Below are 21074 nucleotides of genomic sequence, written 5' to 3'. Positions count from 1 at the left end.
ACACCAGTTCCAGACTGATGTACACGCTAAAGAGCGCTTCTGGGATGTTTGCGTTATTGTCGGCAGCATGGTAATTTTTAGACTGTTCGGCCGTTCGGCCGTTGGGAAGTTCGGAAGCGTGCCTCCCAAATGTGCTTTACTAAGAAAGACGCTCTAGATCTACAAAATATGCCTATATATTTTGCGTTGTTTCTATGTCTTAAGCCTCTCTCAAATAGATGGGACTCCCCTGAAAGGATATCACGTTGAGGCCTTCTCCTTAGTGACACGTAGAAGCGTACCTGGGGAGAGATGCATTGGGTATTCTGGTTCACAACAACGGACAGGAAAAGCAAACGCAGGAAAGGTCAAGCAACTTATGACGCAGCGTAGTGGCCTGGTTTTTGATACACGCTTTCTCGCGCATGATACAGGCACAGAATCAGTTGTGCACCTGCGCGAAGGATCGTTCGAGCTCTCACCCGAACCACATCCTTCGTCAGCGTTTATTACGCGACGAATCAAGGAATTTCTGGATGGCTCGGGCCTAAGCGCGCAGATGCATCCCATCGCGGCGCGTCCTGCCACGCGGGAAGAACTGACAGCCTTTCATACGCCAGAGTATATTGAAGGGATACATGCCTTCTCTCAGGGCGGCCCTGATCACGGTCCCTGGGGCGAAGTGGATGAAGAGACGAAGCTCAGCCCTGGCTCCTTTGAGGCTGCGCTCTACGCGGCGGGTGGTGCGCTCAATGCCGTACAGGCCGTCATGGATGGCATAGTTCGCAACTGCTATGGGCTGCTGCGTCCTCCCTGCCATCATGCCACAAGCAACAAGGCCCTGGGCTTCTGTGTCTTTAATAACACGGCACTGGCGGCCCACTATGCACGTAATGTCTTTGGACTCAAGCGCATCCTGATCGTTGACTGGGACGCCCACCATGGCAATGGCACTCAAGAGGCATTTTATGATGATCCAGGCGTGCTCTTCTTCTCCATGCACCAGCAGAACTGGTTCCCGAAAGACTCTGGGACCCTGGAGCAGGTTGGGAGCGGCGCGGGCGTGGGCTATACCGTCAACATTCCTCTGCCACCTGGGACTGGTGATCGAGGCTACCGCGAGCTGTTTGAGCAGCTCGTCGTGCCGATTGGACACCAGTTTCAGCCAGAATTGATTCTTGTCACCGCCGGGCAAGATGCCAGCTGGCTTGATCCCCTGACCACGCTGATGATGAGCATGGACGGGTTTCGTGCGATCTCACAGTCGCTGGTCGACCTGGCTGAAGAGGTCTGCGGCGGGCGCCTGGTCATGCTCCAGGCGGGTGGCTATAGCTCGGCCTATGTCCCCTACTGCACCGCCGCCGCCCTTGAACCCTTGCTCGGCGTCGACCTGGGGATCGTTGACCTCTACGCTGGCGCCCCCGAGCTTGAGGAGTGTCAGCACAGCTTCTCACAGGAGACGCGAGAGGCACTCAACGCCGCGCTCGCGTGGCATCGCCAATGGTGGCACATCTAGCAGAAAAAGAAAGCTCACTCTCTATGATCAAACGTTCCCGGCAGGGAGGCTCATCCAGGCAGGCCATGGGCTATGCCATGGCTGCGAGCGCCTCACTGCTCTTTGGCTTTAACGGGAATCTCTCGCGCCTGCTCTTTGATGGTGGCATTACCCCGGTGACTCTAGTCGAATTTCGTATGCTTATTGGGGGACTCTGCCTGCTGGCCCTCATGCTCGTTGGCTGGCGGCAGGGCCTGAAGTGGTATACCCGCCAGTGGGGCTGGATCATTGCCTTTGGCCTGACCCTGGCCCTGGTCACCTACACTTATTTTATGGCCATCAGCCTGCTTCCCATTGCCGTGGCCCTGATTATTCAGTTTAGTGCCGCCGCCTGGATGGCTATGGGAGAGGCGCTCTGGCTGCGCAAACTGCCTACCAGGCCGGTGCTGCTGGCTCTGCTCTGTACACTGGGCGGCCTATTGCTCCTCACTGGGGCCTGGCACCTCAATTTGAACGGGTTGAGCCCCCTGGGCCTTCTCTTTGCGATTCTGGCGCTGCTCTCCTTTATTGCTTATCTCCTGCTGGGCAAACGCGTGGGACGCGATGTGCCCTCGCTGCCCGCGACGTCCTATGGAGCGCTCGTCGCCGCCGTCTTCTGGCTCTGCGTCCAGCCACCCTGGATGATTCCTGCCGCCACCTGGAACTGGCAGAACCTCCTGCTGATGGCAGTGGTTGGCATCGCGGGAATGGCCATCCCTTTCGCACTGGAATTGGGAGCCTTACGGCATGTGGAGGCGACGCGGATCGGCATTGTGACCACGCTAGAACTGGTTGCAGGCTCTATCATCGCCTATTTCTGGCTTGGGCAATTGCTGGACCTGCCGCAGATTATTGGCTGTGTGCTCGTCCTGGTTGGCCTGGTTGTTCTGCAATATGACGCGGCACCTGAGATCGCGGCCCCTATCACGAATTAGCGCCTGCCTCTCATATGTCGTGCTCCTTTAAACGTATCCTCCAGGCTTGAACATGTCTCAGGCCTGGAGGGTTGCCATTATCTGGATAAGGCCAGGCGTAGTCCCAGCGCGACGAAGAGTCCACCGGTGACCAGGTCCAGCCAGCGTTTTAAGCGCTGGTAGCCGCGCGCAACTGGGCCGAAAGAGAAGAGGCAGGCCACGGCGCTAAACCAGGCTGCCGCCATACCTAGCATCAGCAGGACGCAGACACACTGAAACCAGAGCGGAGGGTGCGCGGGCAGCAGGACGGCGAAGATGCTGCCAAAGAAGGCCAGCGCTTTGGGATTGCCCACGTTCGTCAGAAAGCCAATGCGCCAGGAGGAGCCGCGCCTGGGCGATTGTGGCTCGTTGCCTAGCATTTCCCCCGAGAGTTGAGGACGATAGGCGCTCCAGAGGGTGCGCACGCCCAGGTAGAGCAGATAGAGCGCGCCCAGCAGGCGAAAGAGATCGACCAGCCAGCTTACCTGGGCAAAGAGCACGCTCAGACCAGCCATGCTCGCGATGATCCAGAGCGCGATGCCACTGGTCACGCCCAGGCCAACCAGGATACCCTCGCGCCGTGAGCGCGATACCGCCGAGTGCACAGTCGCGACAAAGTCGGGCCCGGGACTAATGACTGCAATCGCCCATACCCCCATGAGCAGTGCCAGTTGTGGTACATAAAACATATATCTGCCTTTCGCAAAAAAATACGCCAATATATATATAGATTATAATCGATGAGACGGATGGCCGTGCTGCGCCAGGCCTAGCGAAAAAGTACTTTTTTGTTTCCGTTTAACGTATATATAACAGAGCGGATTTATGCTAGGTATGGTAGATGGAAAAAAACAGAAATACTCAAATGCCGTCTACGCCATACTTATGCATGTGTTTGTAGGTCTGTTCTGACGTGTACAGGAGGTGATAAGCCAATTCTTACAGGGAAATCCGGATATAGTAGCATCGTTTTTCTACGTGTTTCATGCTATACTGTATAGGCCCACCCATAACTGAAGAGTTAACGTATACAGGATAGCCAGAGATTGAGAACGTCTTATGAGTAACAATGAGTTTTCCTCACAGCACGCAGATGAGGGCAATAGCCACCACACACATAATAGCTCAAATGGTGATGGCGACCAGGTTATACACAGGCAAAACCACCATCATCCACAGGAGACACCCACACGCGAGTATCCCCGCAATACAATGCAACAACGAAGAGGCAATGATAATTACCGCTCGCTACGTAGGAAGAAGGGACGCCCTGAAACTGAGGATGAGCGACTCCTCAGGCGCCCCACGCAACCACTGGTCAAACCCACCGAACCAGTTCCCAGCGAACATGTGCGTCAGGAGGAGCATGCCACTGAGCGCGCACTCAATTTTGATTTCACCATTACCGATCCCTGGCGCGTCATGCGCATTACAAGCGAGTTTATCAATGGCTTCGATGCCCTGGCACATATCCCGCCTTCAGTAGCCATCTTCGGCTCTGCGCGCACCAGGCCCGATGATCCCGTCTATAAGGCTGCCTCTGAAACGGCGCGCTTGCTTGCACGGGCTGGCTTCGGCATTATTACAGGTGGTGGCCCGGGAGTGATGGAGGCCGCCAATAAGGGAGCACAGGAGGGCGAGAACACCTCCATTGGCTGTAATATCGAGCTACCCTTCGAGCAATCATCCAATCAATACCTGGATATCGACCTGGACTTTCGCTACTTTTTTGTACGCAAGACGATGTTTATCAAGTACTCTAATGCCTTTATCATCTTTCCAGGTGGCTTTGGGACGATGGACGAGCTCTTTGAGGCATTGACCCTCATTCAGACGAAGAAGGTCAGCAACTTCCCCGTGATCCTCTATGGCTCTCGCTACTGGAGTGGACTGATACATTGGATTCGCGAGACGATGCTTCCCGATGGTAAGGTCTCACCTGAAGATCTTGACCTGTTGCGTCTCTCGGACAACCCCGAGGAGATCGCCCACCTGGTCCGTGAAGCATACGAACGCAACCAGGAGCTTGAGAAAGAAGATCCTAACCGGGAGAAATCTATCCGTTAGAGCAATATTCAATAACTACTTATCCGAAAACCCTGAGCGCGAAGCGCTAGGCACGCAAGTGGCGTTGGGTTTCGGAATAAGATCTAAGTACGAGGGGCGAAGGCACTGCCTTCGCCCCTCGTACTTATCTCCTGGAGGCATTTATGACAAAAACGTTTGTAGAGGCTGCCGCGCCTCCCTCCTGGAGTTTACGGATCGCGTTCAATTTCGTCTGACGTGTGTAGCGTCCCTGCTCTCATCTTGCAGCCAGGCGAAGCGCGTGTCCAGCGGTACCTCTACTATGCCAAGTGTACCAGGCAGTACTTCCCCACCACTTTCTTACGCTTATCTGGCCTGGCAAAGGGAGGGAGAGCCATCTTCTCTTGTCGCAATGAAGCTACTTGCTCGCCTGATTACATAAGACATAGAAGAACAAAGAAAGACAAAGAGGGCGAAGGGAACACTCCCTTCGCCCTCTTTGTCTTGTCGCCGATGCTAGTTTTCAGTCTCGGAGGTAGTGAGGAACTCCGGATGCGGCATTTCATGTTCCGCGAAGGGGCGCCACTTCAAGACAATCGTGCTGAGTGGGGGCAGGGTCAGCAGAATGGAGTGCGGACAGGATTGCCAGTTGCGGGGAACACTTGGCATATACTGGTTATTGATAACTCCGCTGCCGCCATAGCGCAGGTCATCGCTGTTGATGACTTCGTTATAGACGCCAGGATAGGGCACGCCGATGCGGTAACCATAGCGCGGTACGGGCGTGAAGTTGCAGACAAAGATCAGGGTCTCTTCGTCCTTGTAAGCACGCCGCATAAAGGAGATCACGCTATTATCTGAGTCGTGGCAGTCGATCCAGGAGAAGCCCTCACCCTCGTAATCGCGCGTGGTCAGTGCAGGCTCTTGCTTATAAAGCGTATTGAGATCGCGTACAAAGTCCTGCAACTGCGCGTGGTGGGGATCGCTGGGGGCATCCAGCAGGTGCCAGTCCAGGCTCTCCTTAAAGTTCCACTCATGCCACTGGCCAAACTCGCCACCCATGAAGAGCAACTTCTTGCCGGGATGGCCCCACATAAAGCCATAGAGCGAGCGCAGATTCGCGAAGCGCTGCCAGAGATCGCCAGGCATCTTCGTAGACATCGAGCCCTTCAGGTGGACGACCTCATCGTGGGAGAGGGGCAGAATAAAGTTCTCGCTATAAGCGTACATCAGGGCAAAGGTGATGTTATTGTGGTGATAGCGGCGATGGATGGGATCAAGGTGCATATATTCCAGCATATCATGCATCCAGCCCATATTCCATTTAAAGGTAAAGCCCAGGCCACCCACATAGGTTGGGCGCGTCACCAGCGGCCAAGCCGTAGACTCCTCCGCGATTGTCACCGCGCCTGGAGCCTGGTCATAGACGGCCTCATTAAACTGGCGCAGGAAGTCGACGGCCTCCAGGTGTTCGCGACCGCCATAGTGATTGGGACTCCACTCGCCCGATGGGCGCATATAGTCGAGATAGAGCATCGAGGCGACCGCGTCGACACGCAGACCATCGATATGATATTCACGCAACCAGAAGAGGGCACTGCCAATCAGAAAGTTGCGTACCTCGCTCCGTCCATAGTCGAAGACGTAGGTGCCCCAACCCTTATGCTCGCCCTTGCGCGAATCGGAGTATTCATAGAGGTGGGTACCATCGAAGTAGCTCAGGGCATGACCATCTTTGGGGAAGTGTGACGGGACCCAGTCCAGGATCACGCCAATCCCCTGCTCATGCATATAATCGACGAAGTATTTGAAGTCTTCGGGCGGGCCAAAGCGACTGGTGGGGGCATAGAAGCCCGTCACCTGGTAGCCCCAGGAGCCATCGAAGGGAAACTCGGTAATAGGCAGCAGCTCGACATGCGTAAAGCCCAGCTTCTTAACGTAGGTCGCGAGCGACTCAGCCAGCTCGCGATAGGTCATAAAGCGGTCTTCTTCCACCGCGCCTTCCTGGTGGCGCTCAGGAATATGGCGCCAGGAGCCCAGGTGGACCTCGTAGATCGACATGGGAGAGTTCAGCTGTTGCCGCTGGGGACGCTGCTCCAGCCACTCCTGGTCGCGCCACTGGTACTGTGAGATATCAGCGACAACTGAGGCGGTGTTGGGGCGCAGCTCGAACTGGAAGCCATAGGGGTCCGACTTATCGGCGTGGTAATTATTGAAGCGCGAGCAGATAGCATACTTGTAGAGCGTGCCGGGCTCCAATCCAGGCACAAAGCATTCCCAGACTCCCAGATCGCCATGGCGTAGCTGCATGGGGGTGGCTTTGCGATCCCACTGATTGAAATCGCCAATGATGGAGACAGCGCGCGCATTGGGCGCCCAGAGAGCGAAATTGACACCCGTAACCCCATTCACGGTGCGTGGATGGGCGCCCATTTTCTCATAGATGCGATAGTCTTTTCCCTGACCAAAGAGATACAGGTCAAAGTCGCTAAAGAGAGAAGGCACATCTGGCATAGGCTTTATGGGTTGGGAGGGACGCTCTGATTCTCCCGGTTTTTGAGGCGTTTGTGATACCGACATACACGAAAATCCTTATGAAGTTGCATCTTGACGACATACACATGTTTAGCATAACAGATAGGACAAGCTCATTGTGTCTATCCAAGCCGAAATAGTGGTTCTCGATATCTACTACACGATTAAATTGCACCTGGAGAGAGAAAAGGCGAGTAGCATCCTTCTTAATTACTATATCATATCACGTGCCCTGGTAAAAAAAGTGGCAGGTGAGACCGTTCGCCTTGGTTCCACGTGTTGAGAGCAAGAGGGGGTTGTATGCCCCAAATCTGGCTGAAAGGTTGATTGAAGATGGCACTTGATCTACAACATATAAAAGAGCAACTTCAGGCAAAAGAGAAGGAGCTTCAAGAGAGCATCGCGGGCCTGACAGAGGCCTACCCGGAACCGGTCGATCCCATCCAGGCCAGTGAGGGGCCTCAGGACTTTGAAGAGATCGCGGTAGATTTCCTGGAGACGCAGCAGGAGCAGTCGATCATGGTGAACCAGCAGGCCCTGCTCCAAGAAGTCAGAGATGCCCTCAAACGCATCGAGGATGGTACTTATGGTCGCTGTATCGACTGTGGGCAGCCTATTCCCGAAAAGCGTCTGCAAGCCATTCCCTGGGCATCACGCTGCGTCCAGGACGCGGAGAAAATCGAGAAGCAGAACCTCAGCCGCGAAGAACTCTACGGCGACCGGCGCGAATTCTAAAGGGTATGGTGGCGTGGTGTATGGGCTGGAGGCCCATACACCACGCCACCATACCCTACTCTCTTCTCAAGCCCTTGGGTAAGGTGTGTGGGTAGGCGGCAGGGAGCGACTATGGTACAATGATCAACACATCTGGTCATCTCTGTTGGGGAAAGGAAGAACAAAAACGTGGTTGCCAAACATGCTCGCCTCCACGATGTATGCGCGCTCCTTGCCGCACTTATCGTTATCGGCCTCGATCAGTGGACAAAGGCTCTCGTGGTGGAGAACCTCAGCCCTCCTGGAAGTAAGCCCGACATCTCGCTACTCGGCCCCTACCTGGTGGTTCAATATATTCAGAACAATGGAGCCGCCTTTAGCCTCTTCGCCAATAGCACGCTGTTGATCATCTTGATCTCGGCGGCCATTGCCGTGGTTGTGTATATGTATGCCCGCATGATCAACACGGGTCCAGCAATCTACAAGATTATTCTGGGCTTAATTGTCGGCGGTGCCGTAGGCAACCTGGTTGACCGGGCGCGCCATAGCGGCTATGTGGTCGATTTCCTGGCCTTCCGTATTCCTCAGATTAACTACCGTTTCGCTATTTTTAATGTCGCGGATGCTTTCATTTCCGTCAGCGTCGTTTTACTCTTCTTCCTGGTCCTGCTGGGTGGGTGGCGACAGAACGAGGGCGAACAGAAGACAACAGAGCAGCAGCAGACTGAAGTTGTAAAGAAATAAGGGGACGTTCCCCAGTACATTGAAGGATGAAAGCCAACCATGTCCGCGAGTCAAGATACGACAACCGAGAATTTCTTACATTGGGATATAGAGAGTGAGCAGGTGGGCCAGCGCCTGGACCGTTTCCTGGTCTCGGTGCTGGACGGCGTTTCGCGCTCTGGCGTTCAGCAACTCATTGCCGATGACCTGGTCCTGGTCAATGGCAAGGCCAGCAAGCCTGGCTATGTGTTGCGCCTCAAGGATAGGGTCACCGCTCTGCGTGCCACACCTGTCTCGCAAATGAAACAGGTGACGCCCCAGAACCTGCCGCTGGAAGTCGTATTCGAGGATGACGACCTCTTGGTTGTGAATAAGGCGGCTGGCATGGTGGTGCATCCCGCACCGGGTAACTACGAGGGGACTCTGGTCAACGCGCTGGTCGCGCACTATCCCGAATTGCAGCAGGATGAGAGCGATATGCGTCCGGGCATTATCCATCGCCTGGACAAAGATACCTCCGGCTTGCTGATGGTCGCGAAGAATGCCCAATCTCAGGCTGCCCTCATCGAGCAGATGAAGCAGCATAAGATTATTAAGCGCTACCTGGCCCTGGTCGAGGGGAACGTCGAGCTGGACCAGGGAAGCATCGATGCGCCCATTGGTCGCGATACGCGCAACCGGCAAATGATGGCCGTGACGCTCACGGAGGGGCGCGACGCCGTGACGCATTTCCGCGTCTTGCAGCGCTTCAGAAAACATACCCTGGTCCTGGTCCAGATTGTCACCGGGCGCACCCACCAGATCCGTGTTCATTTTCAGGCCATTAAACACCCCGTCGTCGGCGATCAGGCCTATGGGTCGGGCCATCGCCTCCCCAACGTTGACCTCCAGCGCCAGTTTCTCCATGCCTACCAGCTAGAACTCACGCAACCCCGTACTGGCGAACCCCTGCATATCGAGGCTCCCTTGCCCCCAGACCTCCAAAAAGTCCTAGATAACGAGGCTGTCTTATAGGCGACTGGAAAAATCCAGTTAATCGTGATATACTAGGTTGCGTAGTAGTAAATGCTGTACGCAACCTATCTTCTTGTAGTGCCTCTTTCCTGACACTTCATAATACAATACATTCACTCAATTAGTATTTTTCCTCAACAGACGGTTCGCAAGCTCTATCTTCTATGGGTAACTTTACCCCACGGCGAGAGAATATTTTTTGCCTATGCATTTCGCCAGGAAAACGTAGCTTTCGTTCGCGAGGAGAGGAGAACGCGCTTATGCCAGTCTTAGCCAGAGATGACGAATTGGATATTACTCCACGGAGCCTGGTGCGGCACCGGCCTATTCTACATACAGAGAACAAAACAGCAAAGAAACGCAAGACCACGTCAAGCGTTCAACCACCGCCGCCGGCACCTCCTTCCCTACGAGCCTCTCGTACACAGGACGTTCCCACGACTGAGAACGCCGTGACGCAACCCGAAGCAGAAACCGAAGACGTCACACCTTTCACCCAGGCTGGCGCGCGAAACGACAAGTCACGCGTGCTTGTGCGGAAACAGCCGCCTAAGAGTACGAGGCGCCTCTCCCCCTGGCAACGTTTACGCCCACAGGGGCCTGCATCGCCGTTGCTCTATCTAGGACTGGGCATGTTTGCCATGCTGCTGCTCTGGATGGTACTGAACGCGACCTTGAACTGGTATACAACCTTTCTGGACGACTGGCATTATGGACGTCCCCGCACCTTTCAAACGGATGTCTGGGTGGGACACAACGAGCAGACTGGCCATCCTAGCCATTTTATCGCCATCAATCTCAATCGACGTATTCAAATTATTGAGCTCCAGGGAGGCGATGCTGCGAAGGCGCGCATCTACATGGGACCCCAGCTCTACGGTGCCAGTGACGACCTCGTCCCCGTCACACTGCGCTTCGCCGACCTCAATAACGATCGCAAATCCGATATGATCGTCTCCTTCCAGCAGACGCAGATCGTCTTCCTCAATGATGGCCAGGGTTTCCGCCAGGTCCAGCCCGCCGAAGAGCCGCAGATCGAGCAAGCCTTGCATAAGCTTGGAACTTAACACAAACACCAAAAAGCGAGGCGCCCGCTGTGAGATAGTATCATCATGGCACAGCGGGCGCCTCGGTTCTACGTCAGAGTATGAAGCAGCAATGTGGCGTGGGCCACGGGTGCTACTTGTTCTTCTTCATGGTCTTCTCGGCGGTGGTAACCTTGCTGCGGGCGTGCTCACCCTGAGCAGCCTGCGAGAGTACGGCACCAACGGAGAAGCCAACGCGCTTGCGCGCGGGGATGGTGATCTGATCGCCACCGCGAATGGACTTCACTTTGCGGGGGGCGACATCGCGCAGGTTCCAGGTGCCAAAGCCCATCAAGCGTACTTCGTGTCCCTGGGCGACATCCTCGCGCACCACGTCGGTGAAGGCATCAATAATCTTGCTGGTCTCCTTCAAATTCATGCCAGCCTTAGCGGCGACCTGGTGAATCAGTTCATCTTTACCAATCACGGTATGTTCCTTGGATGTGCTTTTCATTTGTATGTCACTCCTTCTACTGTGTTGTTTGTGCAGGGCATAGCTGAGCCTCTGCTCATTACGACAACGCGCTCAACTGTCGGGTCTGTCACCGTCTCGTAAAAAGTGACAGACAACGTTTCTTCTTTGCGCGTTGGAATGGTGCTACCTTCCACTACCACTATACAAAGGCCCACCAAATGCTATGGGTAACATAAGAAAAAGCAGATATCCCTTCAACGAATTCCCTACCTGTCTTCCTGGGCATGCAAGCTCATTCACACTACGTGCAAGCCTGCATACAGGAGAAACACTTCCCTCAAACCTGGATGATGACGCAAACTTTCCGCCTTGTGACACGTATACCTACCAGCGCTCTATCAGCAACTTCTCGCCCGATACAACGTACATAGAAGAGGAAGGCATATATGTAGCTACGCGGCTGTGGTCTACTTCACAGCATTGAAGATGTAGTATGTACTATGCTTCTGTTTTCTGGTGGTCGTGGTTAGCGGCGCGACCGCGCCGCTAACCACGACCACTATGAACTCCGCGAAGCGCCGCAGGCGCTGAGAAGTTTGCAAGAAGATTTTGCCGAAAAGAGGAATGAATAAAATATGGAGAATCGTTTCTACCCGCTTCCCCAGCTTGATCTTGAGCGCCTGGCGCGTGACCTGGAAGGCCAGTTTTCGCACCAGGGATACCAGGTGCAGCACTTTGGTACACGCGAGCAGATCGCCGTCCAGATCCGCAAGGGGGGAGAAATTGAGGGGCTGGTCGGCCTCCAGGCAGCGCTCACCGTCTCGCTGCAAAGAGTGCAGGGAGGTGTTACCGCCTCTATCGGCGAGCATCAATGGCTTGATAAGGCCGCAGTCGGCGCGATAGGTATGTTTTTCCTCTGGCCCCTGATGATCACCGCAGGCGCTGGCCTCATTCGCCAGGCGGGCCTGGAGACCCAGATCTATAACGCGCTCGATGCCGCGGTCTACCACCAGACCGGCCGTGGTCCCCAGCCTCAGGGGGCACAGCAGCGCCAGGGGGCACCACAACCCTCTGCACGACCAGCGCAACCCCAGCAGGTTCCCTGCCCCCAGTGTCAGGCCCTCAATGACGCGGACGATGCCTTCTGCTCCTATTGTGGCAAGTCCCTCCAGCAAGCGCAGCCCCAGGCGCCCAAACAGTGCGAGCAGTGCGGCGCCCAGCTCAAGCCAGACGCCGCCTTCTGCGCGAAATGCGGCCACGCTGTCGCACGCGAGGAATCCAGGCAATAATAGTTGATGATGTGGTGTTCCCTGGCGGCTGGCGGCCACCAGGGAACACCACATCATCAATTTACGACTGGCGCAACGCTTGGCGTCGCTGCCAGTTGTCGGCGAAGAGGTCGAAGAAGACCTCCTGGCGGGGATGCTGCGCGACCGCCTCTTCATCTAGGGTGACGCCCAGGCCCGGACCATGGGGCAGGGCGAAATAGCCATCGATCACCTCGGGATTACCGGGCGCGACCGACTTTACCCACTCATCAGAGAAGTCGTTGAAGTGTTCCTGAATTTTGAAGTTTGGCGTCGAGGCCGCGAAGTGTAGTGCTGCCGCCGTCGAGACGGGTCCGCCGACGTTATGCGGCGCCATGAGCATATAGTAGTTCTCGGCCCAGGCGGCCAGTTTCTTGGTCTCCAGAATGCCGCCAAAGTGGGTAATATCGGCCTGGAGGTAGTCGGCAGCCTGGAGTTCGATGACCTCGCGGAAGTCAAAGCGTGTATGGATGCGCTCGCCCGTGGCTACCGGGATATTAATCTGCTCAGCCGCCTTCTTCAAGGCTGCGGCGTTCTCGGGTGGTACTGGCTCCTCAACCCAGGATGGTTCAAATCGCTCCAGCTCGCGGGCGATGGCGATGGCGGTGGTGGGATTGAAGCGTCCATGCATCTCGATCAGAATCTCTACCTCGGGACCCACGGCATCGCGCACGGCCTCAACCAGGGAGAGCGAGCGTAGGCGCTCCTCGCGCTCCAGCTCATAGAAGCCCGCGCCAAAGGGATCAAATTTTAGCGCGCGATAGCCTTTCGCCACTACACGTTTGGCCGCGGCATGAAACTCCTCGGGCGTGCGCTCGACGGTATACCAGCCATTGGCATAAGCCTTGATCTGCTCGCGAACCGCTCCCCCTAGCAGTTGGTACACGGGCTTATTAAGTGCCTTGCCCACGATATCCCAGCAGGCCATCTCAATCGTTGAAATCGCGGACATAGCGATCTCGCCCGCCCGGGCAAAGTCATGGCGGTACATGCGCTGGACCAGGTCCTCAATATTAAAGGGATCATGCCCCAGGATATGGTTGGTCGCGGCCTCGTTCAAATAGCCCAGCAAGGCATCCGTATGGTTGAGCATACGTACCTCGCCCAGGCCCTCAAGCCCCTCGTCCGTCTTTACGCGCACAATGGTAATATTGCGCCAGGGGCTACCGACAACATGGGTTTGAATACCGCTAATCTTCATTGACTGTTCCTTTCTCTTCATGGACGACTGGGAGGGCCAGGCCTTCAACTCCGACTTGATCTCCTTCTCCCCTGGCGAAAGAAGCAAACTATTTGTGCTCGCGTATCACATTTCAGCACCTGAATCTGGTATGATGCCAGAGAAATCTCTCTCTGGCATTGGCAAGAACGGTCGCGTAACCCACGCATTGACAGGACCTTGCCAGCCGGGTATAGTGCTTATGTATTATTGTATGACAAATGAGGCTATGATGGCAAAAGAATTTCCCGCGCTGGAGCGCGCGAGTTTATATAAGCAGGTGGCGCGCCAGATTGGGCTGAGCATTATACGCCGGGACTATCTACCGGGCGAGGCGCTGGCGAGCGAGCCGGAGCTAAGCGTACAACTCAATGTAAGCCGAACCGTCTTGCGCGAGGCATTGAAGACGTTGAGCGCCAAGGGGTTGGTAGAGGCGCGGCCCAAAATCGGCACCCGTGTGCTGCCGCGTGCGCGCTGGAATCTCCTTGATCCCGAGATCCTGGCCTGGCATTACGAGGCGGGACCAGACACCGAATTTCTGCGTGCTCTCTCCGAGGTTCGCCTGATGCTAGAGCCAATGGCGGCACGCCTGGCGGCAGAGCGTGCCACGGAAGAGGAGATTAGAGAGATTGCGCACTGTTGCCAGGAGATGGCAGCAGTCACAGACGACGCTGAGAAATACATCGTCATCGATCTGAACTTCCACCTGCTCATCTGCGACGCCGCCCATAATGAGCTCTTGCGCAGCATTATGCAGACTCTCTCGCAGGCCATGCGCGCCAGCCGCCTGGTCACCGCCCAGATTCCCGGCGGAAACCGTGAGGCCATGCCGCTACATACCAACATTGTACAGGCCATCCAGCAGCGCGATGGGTCCGCCGCCGAGCTAGCCGCACGCACCCTGATCGAGCTCACCATGCAGGATATCTCCCGCGTCCTGGAGGGCGAGCCAGTGCGCGAATGAGGCAAAATTTTTATTTTAAGCGCGCTGTATGTGATTACAGAAACCGAGCCAGAAAGCCTCGGCCATTCATGCCGGGGATGAATGGCTCTTCCTTTCTTTGGGGTGGATCGGGTCGGGCTGATACGCTGGATCGTCCCACAGAAGAGAAGAATCCCCCTTGTTTTAGCAGGGGGAGTGTCAATATGTTGAAAGGCGGACCACAATGCAAAAAGCGCAACATCCCAATAAACTCAGAGCACTTCTTAGGAAAGCTGGTTGAAACCGACTCGTTGAGGGGGGCATAGGTGCAAAGTGAATTATTCTTATGAGCCGTGAGCATCAAAATATGCCCGGGAGTCACCACGCCAGACACGGAACGCTTCAAGGATACGCGTCGCATGACCCGGATCAAGATCATCAGGCAAAACATCCTCGGCGAACCAGCCCATTTCTTTTATCTCGTTAGCATGCGTGGGAGGATCAATGCGCTCAACGCCGGGTTTGAGACGACAGAGAAAGAGGAAGTGGTAGAGTTGAGCATTTGATACCGTGCCACAGAGACGAGAGTCATGTACTCCGACCAGGGAGACAGGCTCGCAGGCCAGGCCAGTCTCCTCCAGCGCCTCGCGAACCGCGCCCTGAGCCGGAGTTTCTCCCACATCTAATCCACCACCCGGCATAGCCCAGCGCAAATTATCGGCCCGACGAATCAGAAGGATGCGTCCCTGCTCATCGATAATCGCGGCGTCACTCACCGGAATAGGTGCGTGATGCGCGAAAAGGTCAGCGTGCAATGGCTCAAAATCTTCTACTGATTTTGCGGAGGCAAGTGCCAGCAGCTCTAGCGCAACCTCGCGTATCTTGCGGTAGTGTTCCTGATCATAGATGTTGGAGGCAAAATGCAGGCCATTATTGGCACGGGTAAGTAGAATATCAGCCCAGAGAGACAGTTTCTGCGCTGTATTCTGTGTGTCATTACCGGTTGTAGCCAAGATTATTCTCTATCCCGCGAAAGCAGACCGCGCTCAATGCCAGCGGCCACCGCTGAGACGCGCGAATCCACGCCAAACTTTGTGTAGATGCTCGTGATATGGGAACTGACAGTACGGAGACTGATGCCGAGTCGGGAGGCAATCTCTTTGCTGCGTTCGCCGCGTGCCACTGCCTGTAACACTTCGAGCTCCCGCTCGGTCAATATGCTATCTTTATCTGCTTCAGCGTCTGACGATGCCGGGTGGGGCGTATCAGTGGTGCGAGCCAGAATGCGGGCCATAACCTCTGGCTGCAGGAGCATATCACCACGAGCCGCCGCGCGAATAGCGTGAAACAAGGTCTCGCGGTCGGTATCCTTGAGCAGATAACCACATGCGCCTGCCCGTAGCCCGCGCAGCATCAAATCGTCTTCATTGTAGGTCGTCAAGATCACGACCGCAATATGCGACCAGCGCTCCCGTATCCGGGTAATGGCTTCCAGGCCATCCATCCCAGGCATCCGCAGATCCATCAGCACGACGTCCGGCTGAAGCTCTTCAATCACATGCACAGCCGTGGCTCCATCCGCCGCGTCGCCGAGCATGGTAAAGCCTTTGCCTTTGCCAGCGATCTCCAGCAACATGCGCAGCCCTTCGCGCACAACGAGATGGTCGTCAACTACCACGACGCGAATGTCATCCTGCTTTTCATTCATAAGCACACATTCTTTCTACAAGGAAGGCAGAGGCGTACTGTCGTGCCCTGACCCGGCTCGCTGTTGATCAGCAGATGGCCGTTCATCAGGCGCGCCCGTTCCCGCAGTCCCTGCAGGCCATAGTGCCCGGGCGTGATCTGTGCAGGGTCAAAGCCAATCCCATTATCTTCAATATCCAGCGTGATCATCCCATTCTCGACGCTTGACCGTATCCAGGCCTGGCTGGCCTGGGCGTGGCGCGCGATATTGGCTAATCCCTCGCTGACCATACGCAAAAGATGTTCATGATACTCGCCCGGCAGCTCCGTTTGCAGACAACAACTGCAGGGAATACCGGTCGCTAGCGTGAAATGCCGTGTCTCATTCTCAATGGCCGCGAGAATATCGCTGGTGGAGGCTGGTTCTGCGCGCAGGTCTGTGATGGCGGCACGCGCGCTGGTAATCGTGGCTCGCGAACGCGTCATGGCCTGCCGGACAATGGTGTGCGCCTGCTCATAACCCTGCTCGATCAGAAGCGAGTCGATGGTCTCCAGTTGCATCGTCAGGCCAACCAGCCCCTGAGCCAGCGTATCATGCAGTTCGCGGGCCATCCGTTGTCTCTCTGTGGTCAGCGTCAACTCCTTGACCCGTACCGCGTAGTCTTCGAGCTGTATATGAGCAGCCTCCAATTCGCGCAGAAGTTTCTGGTCTCTCTGGTGCGCCCTGGTTTGTTGGGTGTAGAGCATGGCGCTGGCGCAGACGAACGGAATAAGGTATGCGCTTTCCGAGACTAACCCGATCAGTTTGGATTCCTGCTGCATCGGAAGAACAAACAGCGTTAATCCTTGAATAGTGAAGTAAAAAAGCAAACATCCTGCTGCTGCTACAATGATCAGAGATATCCGTTTGAACAGGGTAATCACCTCAATAGCCAGCATGAAGCATAGTCCTGAAGGGACGTTATTTGCCCCGTTTGCCCCGTCTGTCATGAGATAGATAAGCCAGATGCATCCGGCCTGGAACGGGAAATAGAGCCACAGATAGCTCCGCTTACTATTTCTAAACAAAACCGACCAGTGCAGGCTACCATGAAACGCCATCAGGAGCGTAAAAACAACAAGAGCAAGGAGAACGTTGCTTCTGCTCTCTCTTTGGAAGAGCACTTCAACAAAGGAAATAGATGAAGGTTTTTCATCCCCTTTTTGCAACAGCAGCGGTATACGTGGCAGCACATATTGCATATAGATGAAACAGAGCCAGAGTAAAAGAAACCAATTCAGCGACCTTTTCGGTTGATCTTGTTGCTCCAGCTTCTTCCCCGCTTTTTTGGTGAAGAGATGAAAAAGTATGTGTGTCATCGTGTTCCTCGCTCTTTGTGCTTGCAAGGTGCGCCTTTCAGGGCGGGTTTCAGAAATGGAGAGAAGTTCTGCTCAAGTATAACATGGGCCTGCTCCTGGACACCACGTCAATTCGCGCAAGCACATATGCGCATCTCGGCAACAATCACCTGCGTATTTCGGCATCATCGCGCTGCCGAGCTTGACGATAAAGAAGTGCGTAGTTTCTCGATAGCTTTATCTTTCACTCCTGGCTACACTTTTGTCCAGGGCAAGCAATTGCCATAAGTAAAGGATTCTAAAGAAAGAGGTACCAGGAATGGAATTGGAACGATCCAGCGCTACACATCAGGAAGAGATCGTTATCGAAGCTCTCGATGTTCACAAGCACTACGATACTGGCAAGGTTGTGGTGAAGGCTCTGCAGGGGGTGACGCTGCGTATTCAGCGCAAGGAAGTTGTCGCCATCATGGGGCCGAGTGGCTGCGGCAAGACCACGCTGCTCAATTGCCTGAGCGGATTGGACCGGGTGACGGAGGGAACCATCAAGATTGCGAACCAGGATATTCGCCACCTCTCCGATCGCCAGCTCACGCTCTTCCGCGCTCGCGAGATGGGCTTTGTGTTTCAGACCTATAACTTACTTCCTGTGCTCACTGGATTGGAGAATGTGGAACTGCCGCTGCTAGTCAGCGGTGTCTCGGCCAGGATGGCGCGTACCCGCGCGCTTGCCAGTATTGAGCAGGTGGGCCTGCGCGATTGGGCCAGCCATCGTCCGGCGGAGATGAGTGGCGGGCAGCGCCAGCGTTTCGCGATTGCACGTGCCCTGGCAACCACGCCCTCGATTGTGTGGGCCGATGAGCCGACGGGCGCGCTTGATAGCACGACCAGCCAGGAAATTATTGATTTGATGCTTACCCTCAATCGTGAACTGGGCCTGACCTTTGTCTGGGTCACGCACGCGCTCGATGTGGCTCGCCAGGCCAGTCGCATGATCACTATGCGTGATGGCCTGATTAGTAGTGATGTTCTCATTGAGACACAAATGGAGATTGGCGCATTCGAGGGGAAAGGGGCGCAACGATGAATCTCTTGATGGATCTTTTTGGCCTCTCCGCGACAAACCAGGCCTTGCTGCTTGCCGTGCTGGTGGGAGGAAGCTTGCTGATCCTTGCAGGCCTGAGTGTGAACAACCCGCTGCTCTGGCGGATGGGTGTGCGCAATATCGTGCGTCACCGTGCGCAGACGCTCATCATGCTCGCTGGCCTGCTGCTCTCTTCGATTTTTCTCACGGTCTCCTTTGGCTTACCGGATAGCCTCTATCACTCAATGGCGGCTGACCGCCTGCTAAAAGTTGGTGATGTTGATGAGTCTGTCAGCGGCCAGTTTACGCAAGCTCAGATTGACAGCGCCCTCACGCACATTCGGCAACAAGCGACGGTGCAGGCAGCTACGGCGGCCTACCTGAACCCCCTGGCGGCGGATTTTCGTGTACAGCGCACTGGCGCTACCCAGACCAATCAGTATATTCTGGCGGTCCCGCCTGACTTTGACCAGGTCTATGGCGCTCTGCACAATAGCCAGGGACAGACTGTGTCTGGCGCGAGCCTTGGCTCTGGCGAAGTGTTGCTCAGCCGTTCAGTAGCAAGGTCATCGGATGTCAAGCCGGGCGATCACATACAGATTACATTGCGTGGGCTGGACGGTACATTAGACGCGACCGTGCGAGACATTCTCTCAAACGACCCGATCGTGACGGGGGGCGAACTTGCTGCCAATGGGTCCTATCCAGAAATCGTCCTTCCGCTGGGGACGCTCCAGCAATTTAGCCTGCAATCTACCCATCAACCTCTGCCCCCAGATATCATCTGTATCAAGAATGTTGGTGGTCCGGGGAACAGCCAGGCCGTTCTCTCCTTCTTAGAGCAGCTCTTTCACACACCGACGGATGCACGCGGGAGGCTTCCCGTTCCTCTTGATAGTACGACCATTCACCCTCTCAATCCAAATACGGTAGAGTACACAGGTTGGAACCCGCTCTCGAACAAAAGTGATTTCTGGACAACGTCGGCTGGCCGACAGGTTGAGCTGTTACTCCCTGTCTGTATGGGCCTGTTACTCAGTGCGGGCCTCTTGCTCCTGGTGTTATTGTGCCTGTTCCTGGCGGCGGATCGACGGATGGAACTGGGCATGGCTCGGGCCATCGGTTTGCAGCGGCATCACCTGGTCCAGGCCATGCTGATCGAATGTTGTGGCTATAGTCTGCTGGCAGTCGTCCCAGGGGTGCTGCTCGGCCTGGGCGTCCTGAAGCTTGAATTACTGACGCTCTCGACGCTCCCCTCTCTGAGCTTCGTATCGAGCGCGGGACTTCCACTTCAGCTCTGGATAAACTGGCAGAGCGTGCTGAGCGTGTTGTGTATCGGCTTGCTGGCAACGCTCATCGTAACATGGTTGACTGGCACCTGGATCAGTCAGAGCAACATTGTCACCACGATCCGTAATCTGGACGATCTTCCCGGCCAGGCGGGCCTCAAGGATCTTCTGGGCGAGCTGAGAACCGCGCCAGCGCTGACACGGCGCGGCGTCGTTATCCTGCGTTTGCTGAGAGCATTCTTCGTGCGCGGCCCGCTCTGCCTGCTGGTGGGATTCCTGTTGCTGCGACTGGGGCAGAGTCTGGGCACAAACTGGCTAGAACAATTGGGCATGGCCGTGCTGATCGGTGGCGCGGGCCTGCTTCTTACCTGGCTGAGTACTGTCCTCCGCCTCCCGGTGTCATTGGGCCACTGGCTTGGCCGAATGCTTATCGGCCTGGGCTGGCTTCTGTATGGCCTTCAGACAGGGGCAGGGACGTTGCTCTTCGTTTTTACCAGCATAATGCCATCATCAGGCAAGACCGAGCTCCAGGATATCGCGCTTAGCCTCCTGTTCAGCCTGCTCCTGCCGCTGATTGGCCTGGTTGTGCTGGCGCTGGTGAACAGTGACGGTCTGGCAAGCGCACTGCATACGATCTTCCGGCAGGTGCGGGGTCTGGCACCAATCAGCCGCACAAGTCTCTCCTATCCGCTGACATTTCGCTTCCGTACCGGAGTCGCTGTCTCCCTGCTCAGCCTGGTGCAGTTCCTGATCATGCTTGTCATGACGAACAATCTCGGGATCGCGCAGCAGGTGGTGGACACGTCCTCCAGCCCATCCGATGCACTGCTTGTCGCCGCACAAAATGCCTACACGACGAGCATTACACGGTTTTTAGTCGCGTACCTGGTCATTGGGATCTTCTTTAGCGCGGTTTCGATTGGCGTCATCGCTATTCGCGCCGTAGCCGAGCGACGGCAGCAGATCGGCATGCTGCGCGCCCTGGGCTTCTCACGGGTACTGGTACGGCGCTCGTTCTTGCTGGAGGCGAGTTTTATCGTGACATTGAGCCTGCTCATTGGCACGACCCTGACCTGGTGGCTGGTCTCACAGATTGCTCACGCCACCTCTAGAGATTTCTCGATCCCGCTGCTTCCCACGCTTGGCCTCTTGCTGGGCTGCTACCTGGTGTCTTTCGTGTGCACCTTCGTCCCCGCTCAACGAGCATCTGGCATCTTGCCCGCGGAAGCATTGCGCTATGAAGACTAGCTAA

General features: G+C 55.6%; 19 protein-coding genes. 11 read left to right on the top strand and 8 right to left on the bottom strand.

Going from position 1 to position 21074, the window contains the following annotated elements; all coding sequences use genetic code 11:
• Positions 1–358: 358 nt before the first annotated feature.
• Together KTE_RS01710 and KTE_RS01705 are read left to right on the top strand one after the other, a co-directional pair.
• Positions 359–1495 (top strand): class II histone deacetylase, encoded by a 1137-nt coding sequence (locus KTE_RS01710; protein WP_201377821.1) that lies wholly within the window; start codon positions 359–361, stop codon positions 1493–1495.
• 23 nt (positions 1496–1518) lie between these two features.
• Positions 1519–2448, top strand: coding sequence for a DMT family transporter (locus KTE_RS01705; protein ID WP_201377820.1), 930 nt, complete (start codon positions 1519–1521; stop codon positions 2446–2448).
• Between the two features lie 77 nt (positions 2449–2525).
• On the opposite strand, the gene KTE_RS01700 is transcribed toward KTE_RS01705, so the two are convergent.
• Complete coding sequence (locus KTE_RS01700; RefSeq protein ID WP_201377819.1) at positions 2526–3155, bottom strand: LysE family translocator; 630 nt, start codon at positions 3153–3155, stop codon at positions 2526–2528.
• Between the two features lie 370 nt (positions 3156–3525).
• On the opposite strand from KTE_RS01700, the gene KTE_RS01695 reads away from it, so the two are divergent.
• Positions 3526–4533, top strand: coding sequence for a TIGR00730 family Rossman fold protein (locus KTE_RS01695; RefSeq protein WP_201377808.1), 1008 nt, complete (start codon positions 3526–3528; stop codon positions 4531–4533).
• Between the two features lie 474 nt (positions 4534–5007).
• Here the strand turns inward: KTE_RS01695 and glgB are convergent, their stop codons facing one another.
• Positions 5008–7071 carry a 1,4-alpha-glucan branching protein GlgB gene (gene glgB / locus KTE_RS01690; protein WP_201377806.1) on the bottom strand — a complete coding sequence of 688 codons (2064 nt, stop codon included), beginning with the start codon at positions 7069–7071 and terminating at the stop codon, positions 5008–5010.
• A 288-nt stretch (positions 7072–7359) separates the two neighbouring features.
• Here glgB and KTE_RS01685 point away from each other — a divergent pair, with 288 nt between their 5' ends.
• The 4 genes from KTE_RS01685 to KTE_RS01670 all read left to right on the top strand — a co-directional run bounded on the left by KTE_RS01685 (position 7360) and on the right by KTE_RS01670 (position 10544).
• Positions 7360–7761, top strand: a complete 402-nt coding sequence (locus KTE_RS01685; protein WP_201377804.1) for a TraR/DksA family transcriptional regulator — start codon at positions 7360–7362, stop codon at positions 7759–7761.
• Between the two features lie 168 nt (positions 7762–7929).
• Entirely contained in the window at positions 7930–8484 is a 555-nt protein-coding gene (gene lspA, locus KTE_RS01680) for a signal peptidase II (protein WP_201377802.1), read from the top strand.
• 39 nt (positions 8485–8523) lie between these two features.
• Positions 8524–9477 (top strand): RluA family pseudouridine synthase, encoded by a 954-nt coding sequence (locus KTE_RS01675; protein ID WP_201377800.1) that lies wholly within the window; start codon positions 8524–8526, stop codon positions 9475–9477.
• A 260-nt stretch (positions 9478–9737) separates the two neighbouring features.
• Positions 9738–10544 (top strand): hypothetical protein, encoded by an 807-nt coding sequence (locus tag KTE_RS01670; RefSeq protein ID WP_201377798.1) that lies wholly within the window; start codon positions 9738–9740, stop codon positions 10542–10544.
• A gap of 112 nt (positions 10545–10656) precedes the next feature.
• On the opposite strand, the gene KTE_RS01665 is transcribed toward KTE_RS01670, so the two are convergent.
• Together KTE_RS01665 and KTE_RS48740 are read right to left on the bottom strand one after the other, a co-directional pair.
• Complete coding sequence (locus KTE_RS01665; protein WP_201377796.1) at positions 10657–11016, bottom strand: HU family DNA-binding protein; 360 nt, start codon at positions 11014–11016, stop codon at positions 10657–10659.
• A gap of 428 nt (positions 11017–11444) precedes the next feature.
• Positions 11445–11579 (bottom strand): hypothetical protein, encoded by a 135-nt coding sequence (locus tag KTE_RS48740; RefSeq protein ID WP_255552794.1) that lies wholly within the window; start codon positions 11577–11579, stop codon positions 11445–11447.
• A gap of 33 nt (positions 11580–11612) precedes the next feature.
• Between KTE_RS48740 and KTE_RS01660 the strand changes: the two genes are divergently transcribed.
• Positions 11613–12266 carry a zinc ribbon domain-containing protein gene (locus KTE_RS01660; RefSeq protein ID WP_201377794.1) on the top strand — a complete coding sequence of 218 codons (654 nt, stop codon included), beginning with the start codon at positions 11613–11615 and terminating at the stop codon, positions 12264–12266.
• A gap of 61 nt (positions 12267–12327) precedes the next feature.
• On the opposite strand, the gene KTE_RS01655 is transcribed toward KTE_RS01660, so the two are convergent.
• Positions 12328–13485: a mandelate racemase/muconate lactonizing enzyme family protein gene (locus KTE_RS01655; RefSeq protein WP_201377792.1), complete on the bottom strand. Its 1158-nt coding sequence runs from the start codon at positions 13483–13485 to the stop codon at positions 12328–12330.
• 247 nt (positions 13486–13732) lie between these two features.
• Between KTE_RS01655 and KTE_RS01650 the strand changes: the two genes are divergently transcribed.
• Complete coding sequence (locus KTE_RS01650) at positions 13733–14467, top strand: FadR/GntR family transcriptional regulator (protein ID WP_201377790.1); 735 nt, start codon at positions 13733–13735, stop codon at positions 14465–14467.
• Positions 14468–14769: 302 nt separating this feature from the next.
• Here KTE_RS01650 and KTE_RS01645 read toward each other — a convergent pair whose 3' ends face one another.
• The 3 genes from KTE_RS01645 to KTE_RS01635 are packed head-to-tail and all read right to left on the bottom strand — an operon-like array spanning position 14770 to position 17470.
• Positions 14770–15438 (bottom strand): NUDIX hydrolase N-terminal domain-containing protein, encoded by a 669-nt coding sequence (locus KTE_RS01645; RefSeq protein ID WP_201377788.1) that lies wholly within the window; start codon positions 15436–15438, stop codon positions 14770–14772.
• 2 nt (positions 15439–15440) lie between these two features.
• The gene (locus KTE_RS01640; protein WP_201377786.1) at positions 15441–16133 is read right to left on the bottom strand and encodes a response regulator transcription factor; all 693 of its coding nucleotides are present in this window, start codon (positions 16131–16133) and stop codon (positions 15441–15443) included.
• Positions 16130–17470, bottom strand: coding sequence for a sensor histidine kinase (locus KTE_RS01635; protein WP_201377784.1), 1341 nt, complete (start codon positions 17468–17470; stop codon positions 16130–16132). The genes KTE_RS01640 and KTE_RS01635 overlap by 4 nt, the downstream gene beginning before the upstream one ends.
• A 298-nt stretch (positions 17471–17768) precedes the next feature.
• Here KTE_RS01635 and KTE_RS01630 point away from each other — a divergent pair, with 298 nt between their 5' ends.
• On the top strand, positions 17769–18536 hold the full coding sequence (locus tag KTE_RS01630) for an ABC transporter ATP-binding protein (RefSeq protein WP_201377782.1): 768 nt from the start codon (positions 17769–17771) through the stop codon (positions 18534–18536).
• Entirely contained in the window at positions 18533–21070 is a 2538-nt protein-coding gene (locus KTE_RS01625; protein WP_201377780.1) for an ABC transporter permease, read from the top strand. The genes KTE_RS01630 and KTE_RS01625 overlap by 4 nt, the downstream gene beginning before the upstream one ends.
• The last annotated feature ends 4 nt before the right edge of the window (positions 21071–21074 follow it).

The organism is Ktedonobacter sp. SOSP1-85 (assembly GCF_016587415.1).
Lineage (GTDB): Bacteria > Chloroflexota > Ktedonobacteria > Ktedonobacterales > Ktedonobacteraceae > Ktedonobacter.
This window is presented reverse-complemented; position numbering and strand designations above follow the sequence as displayed.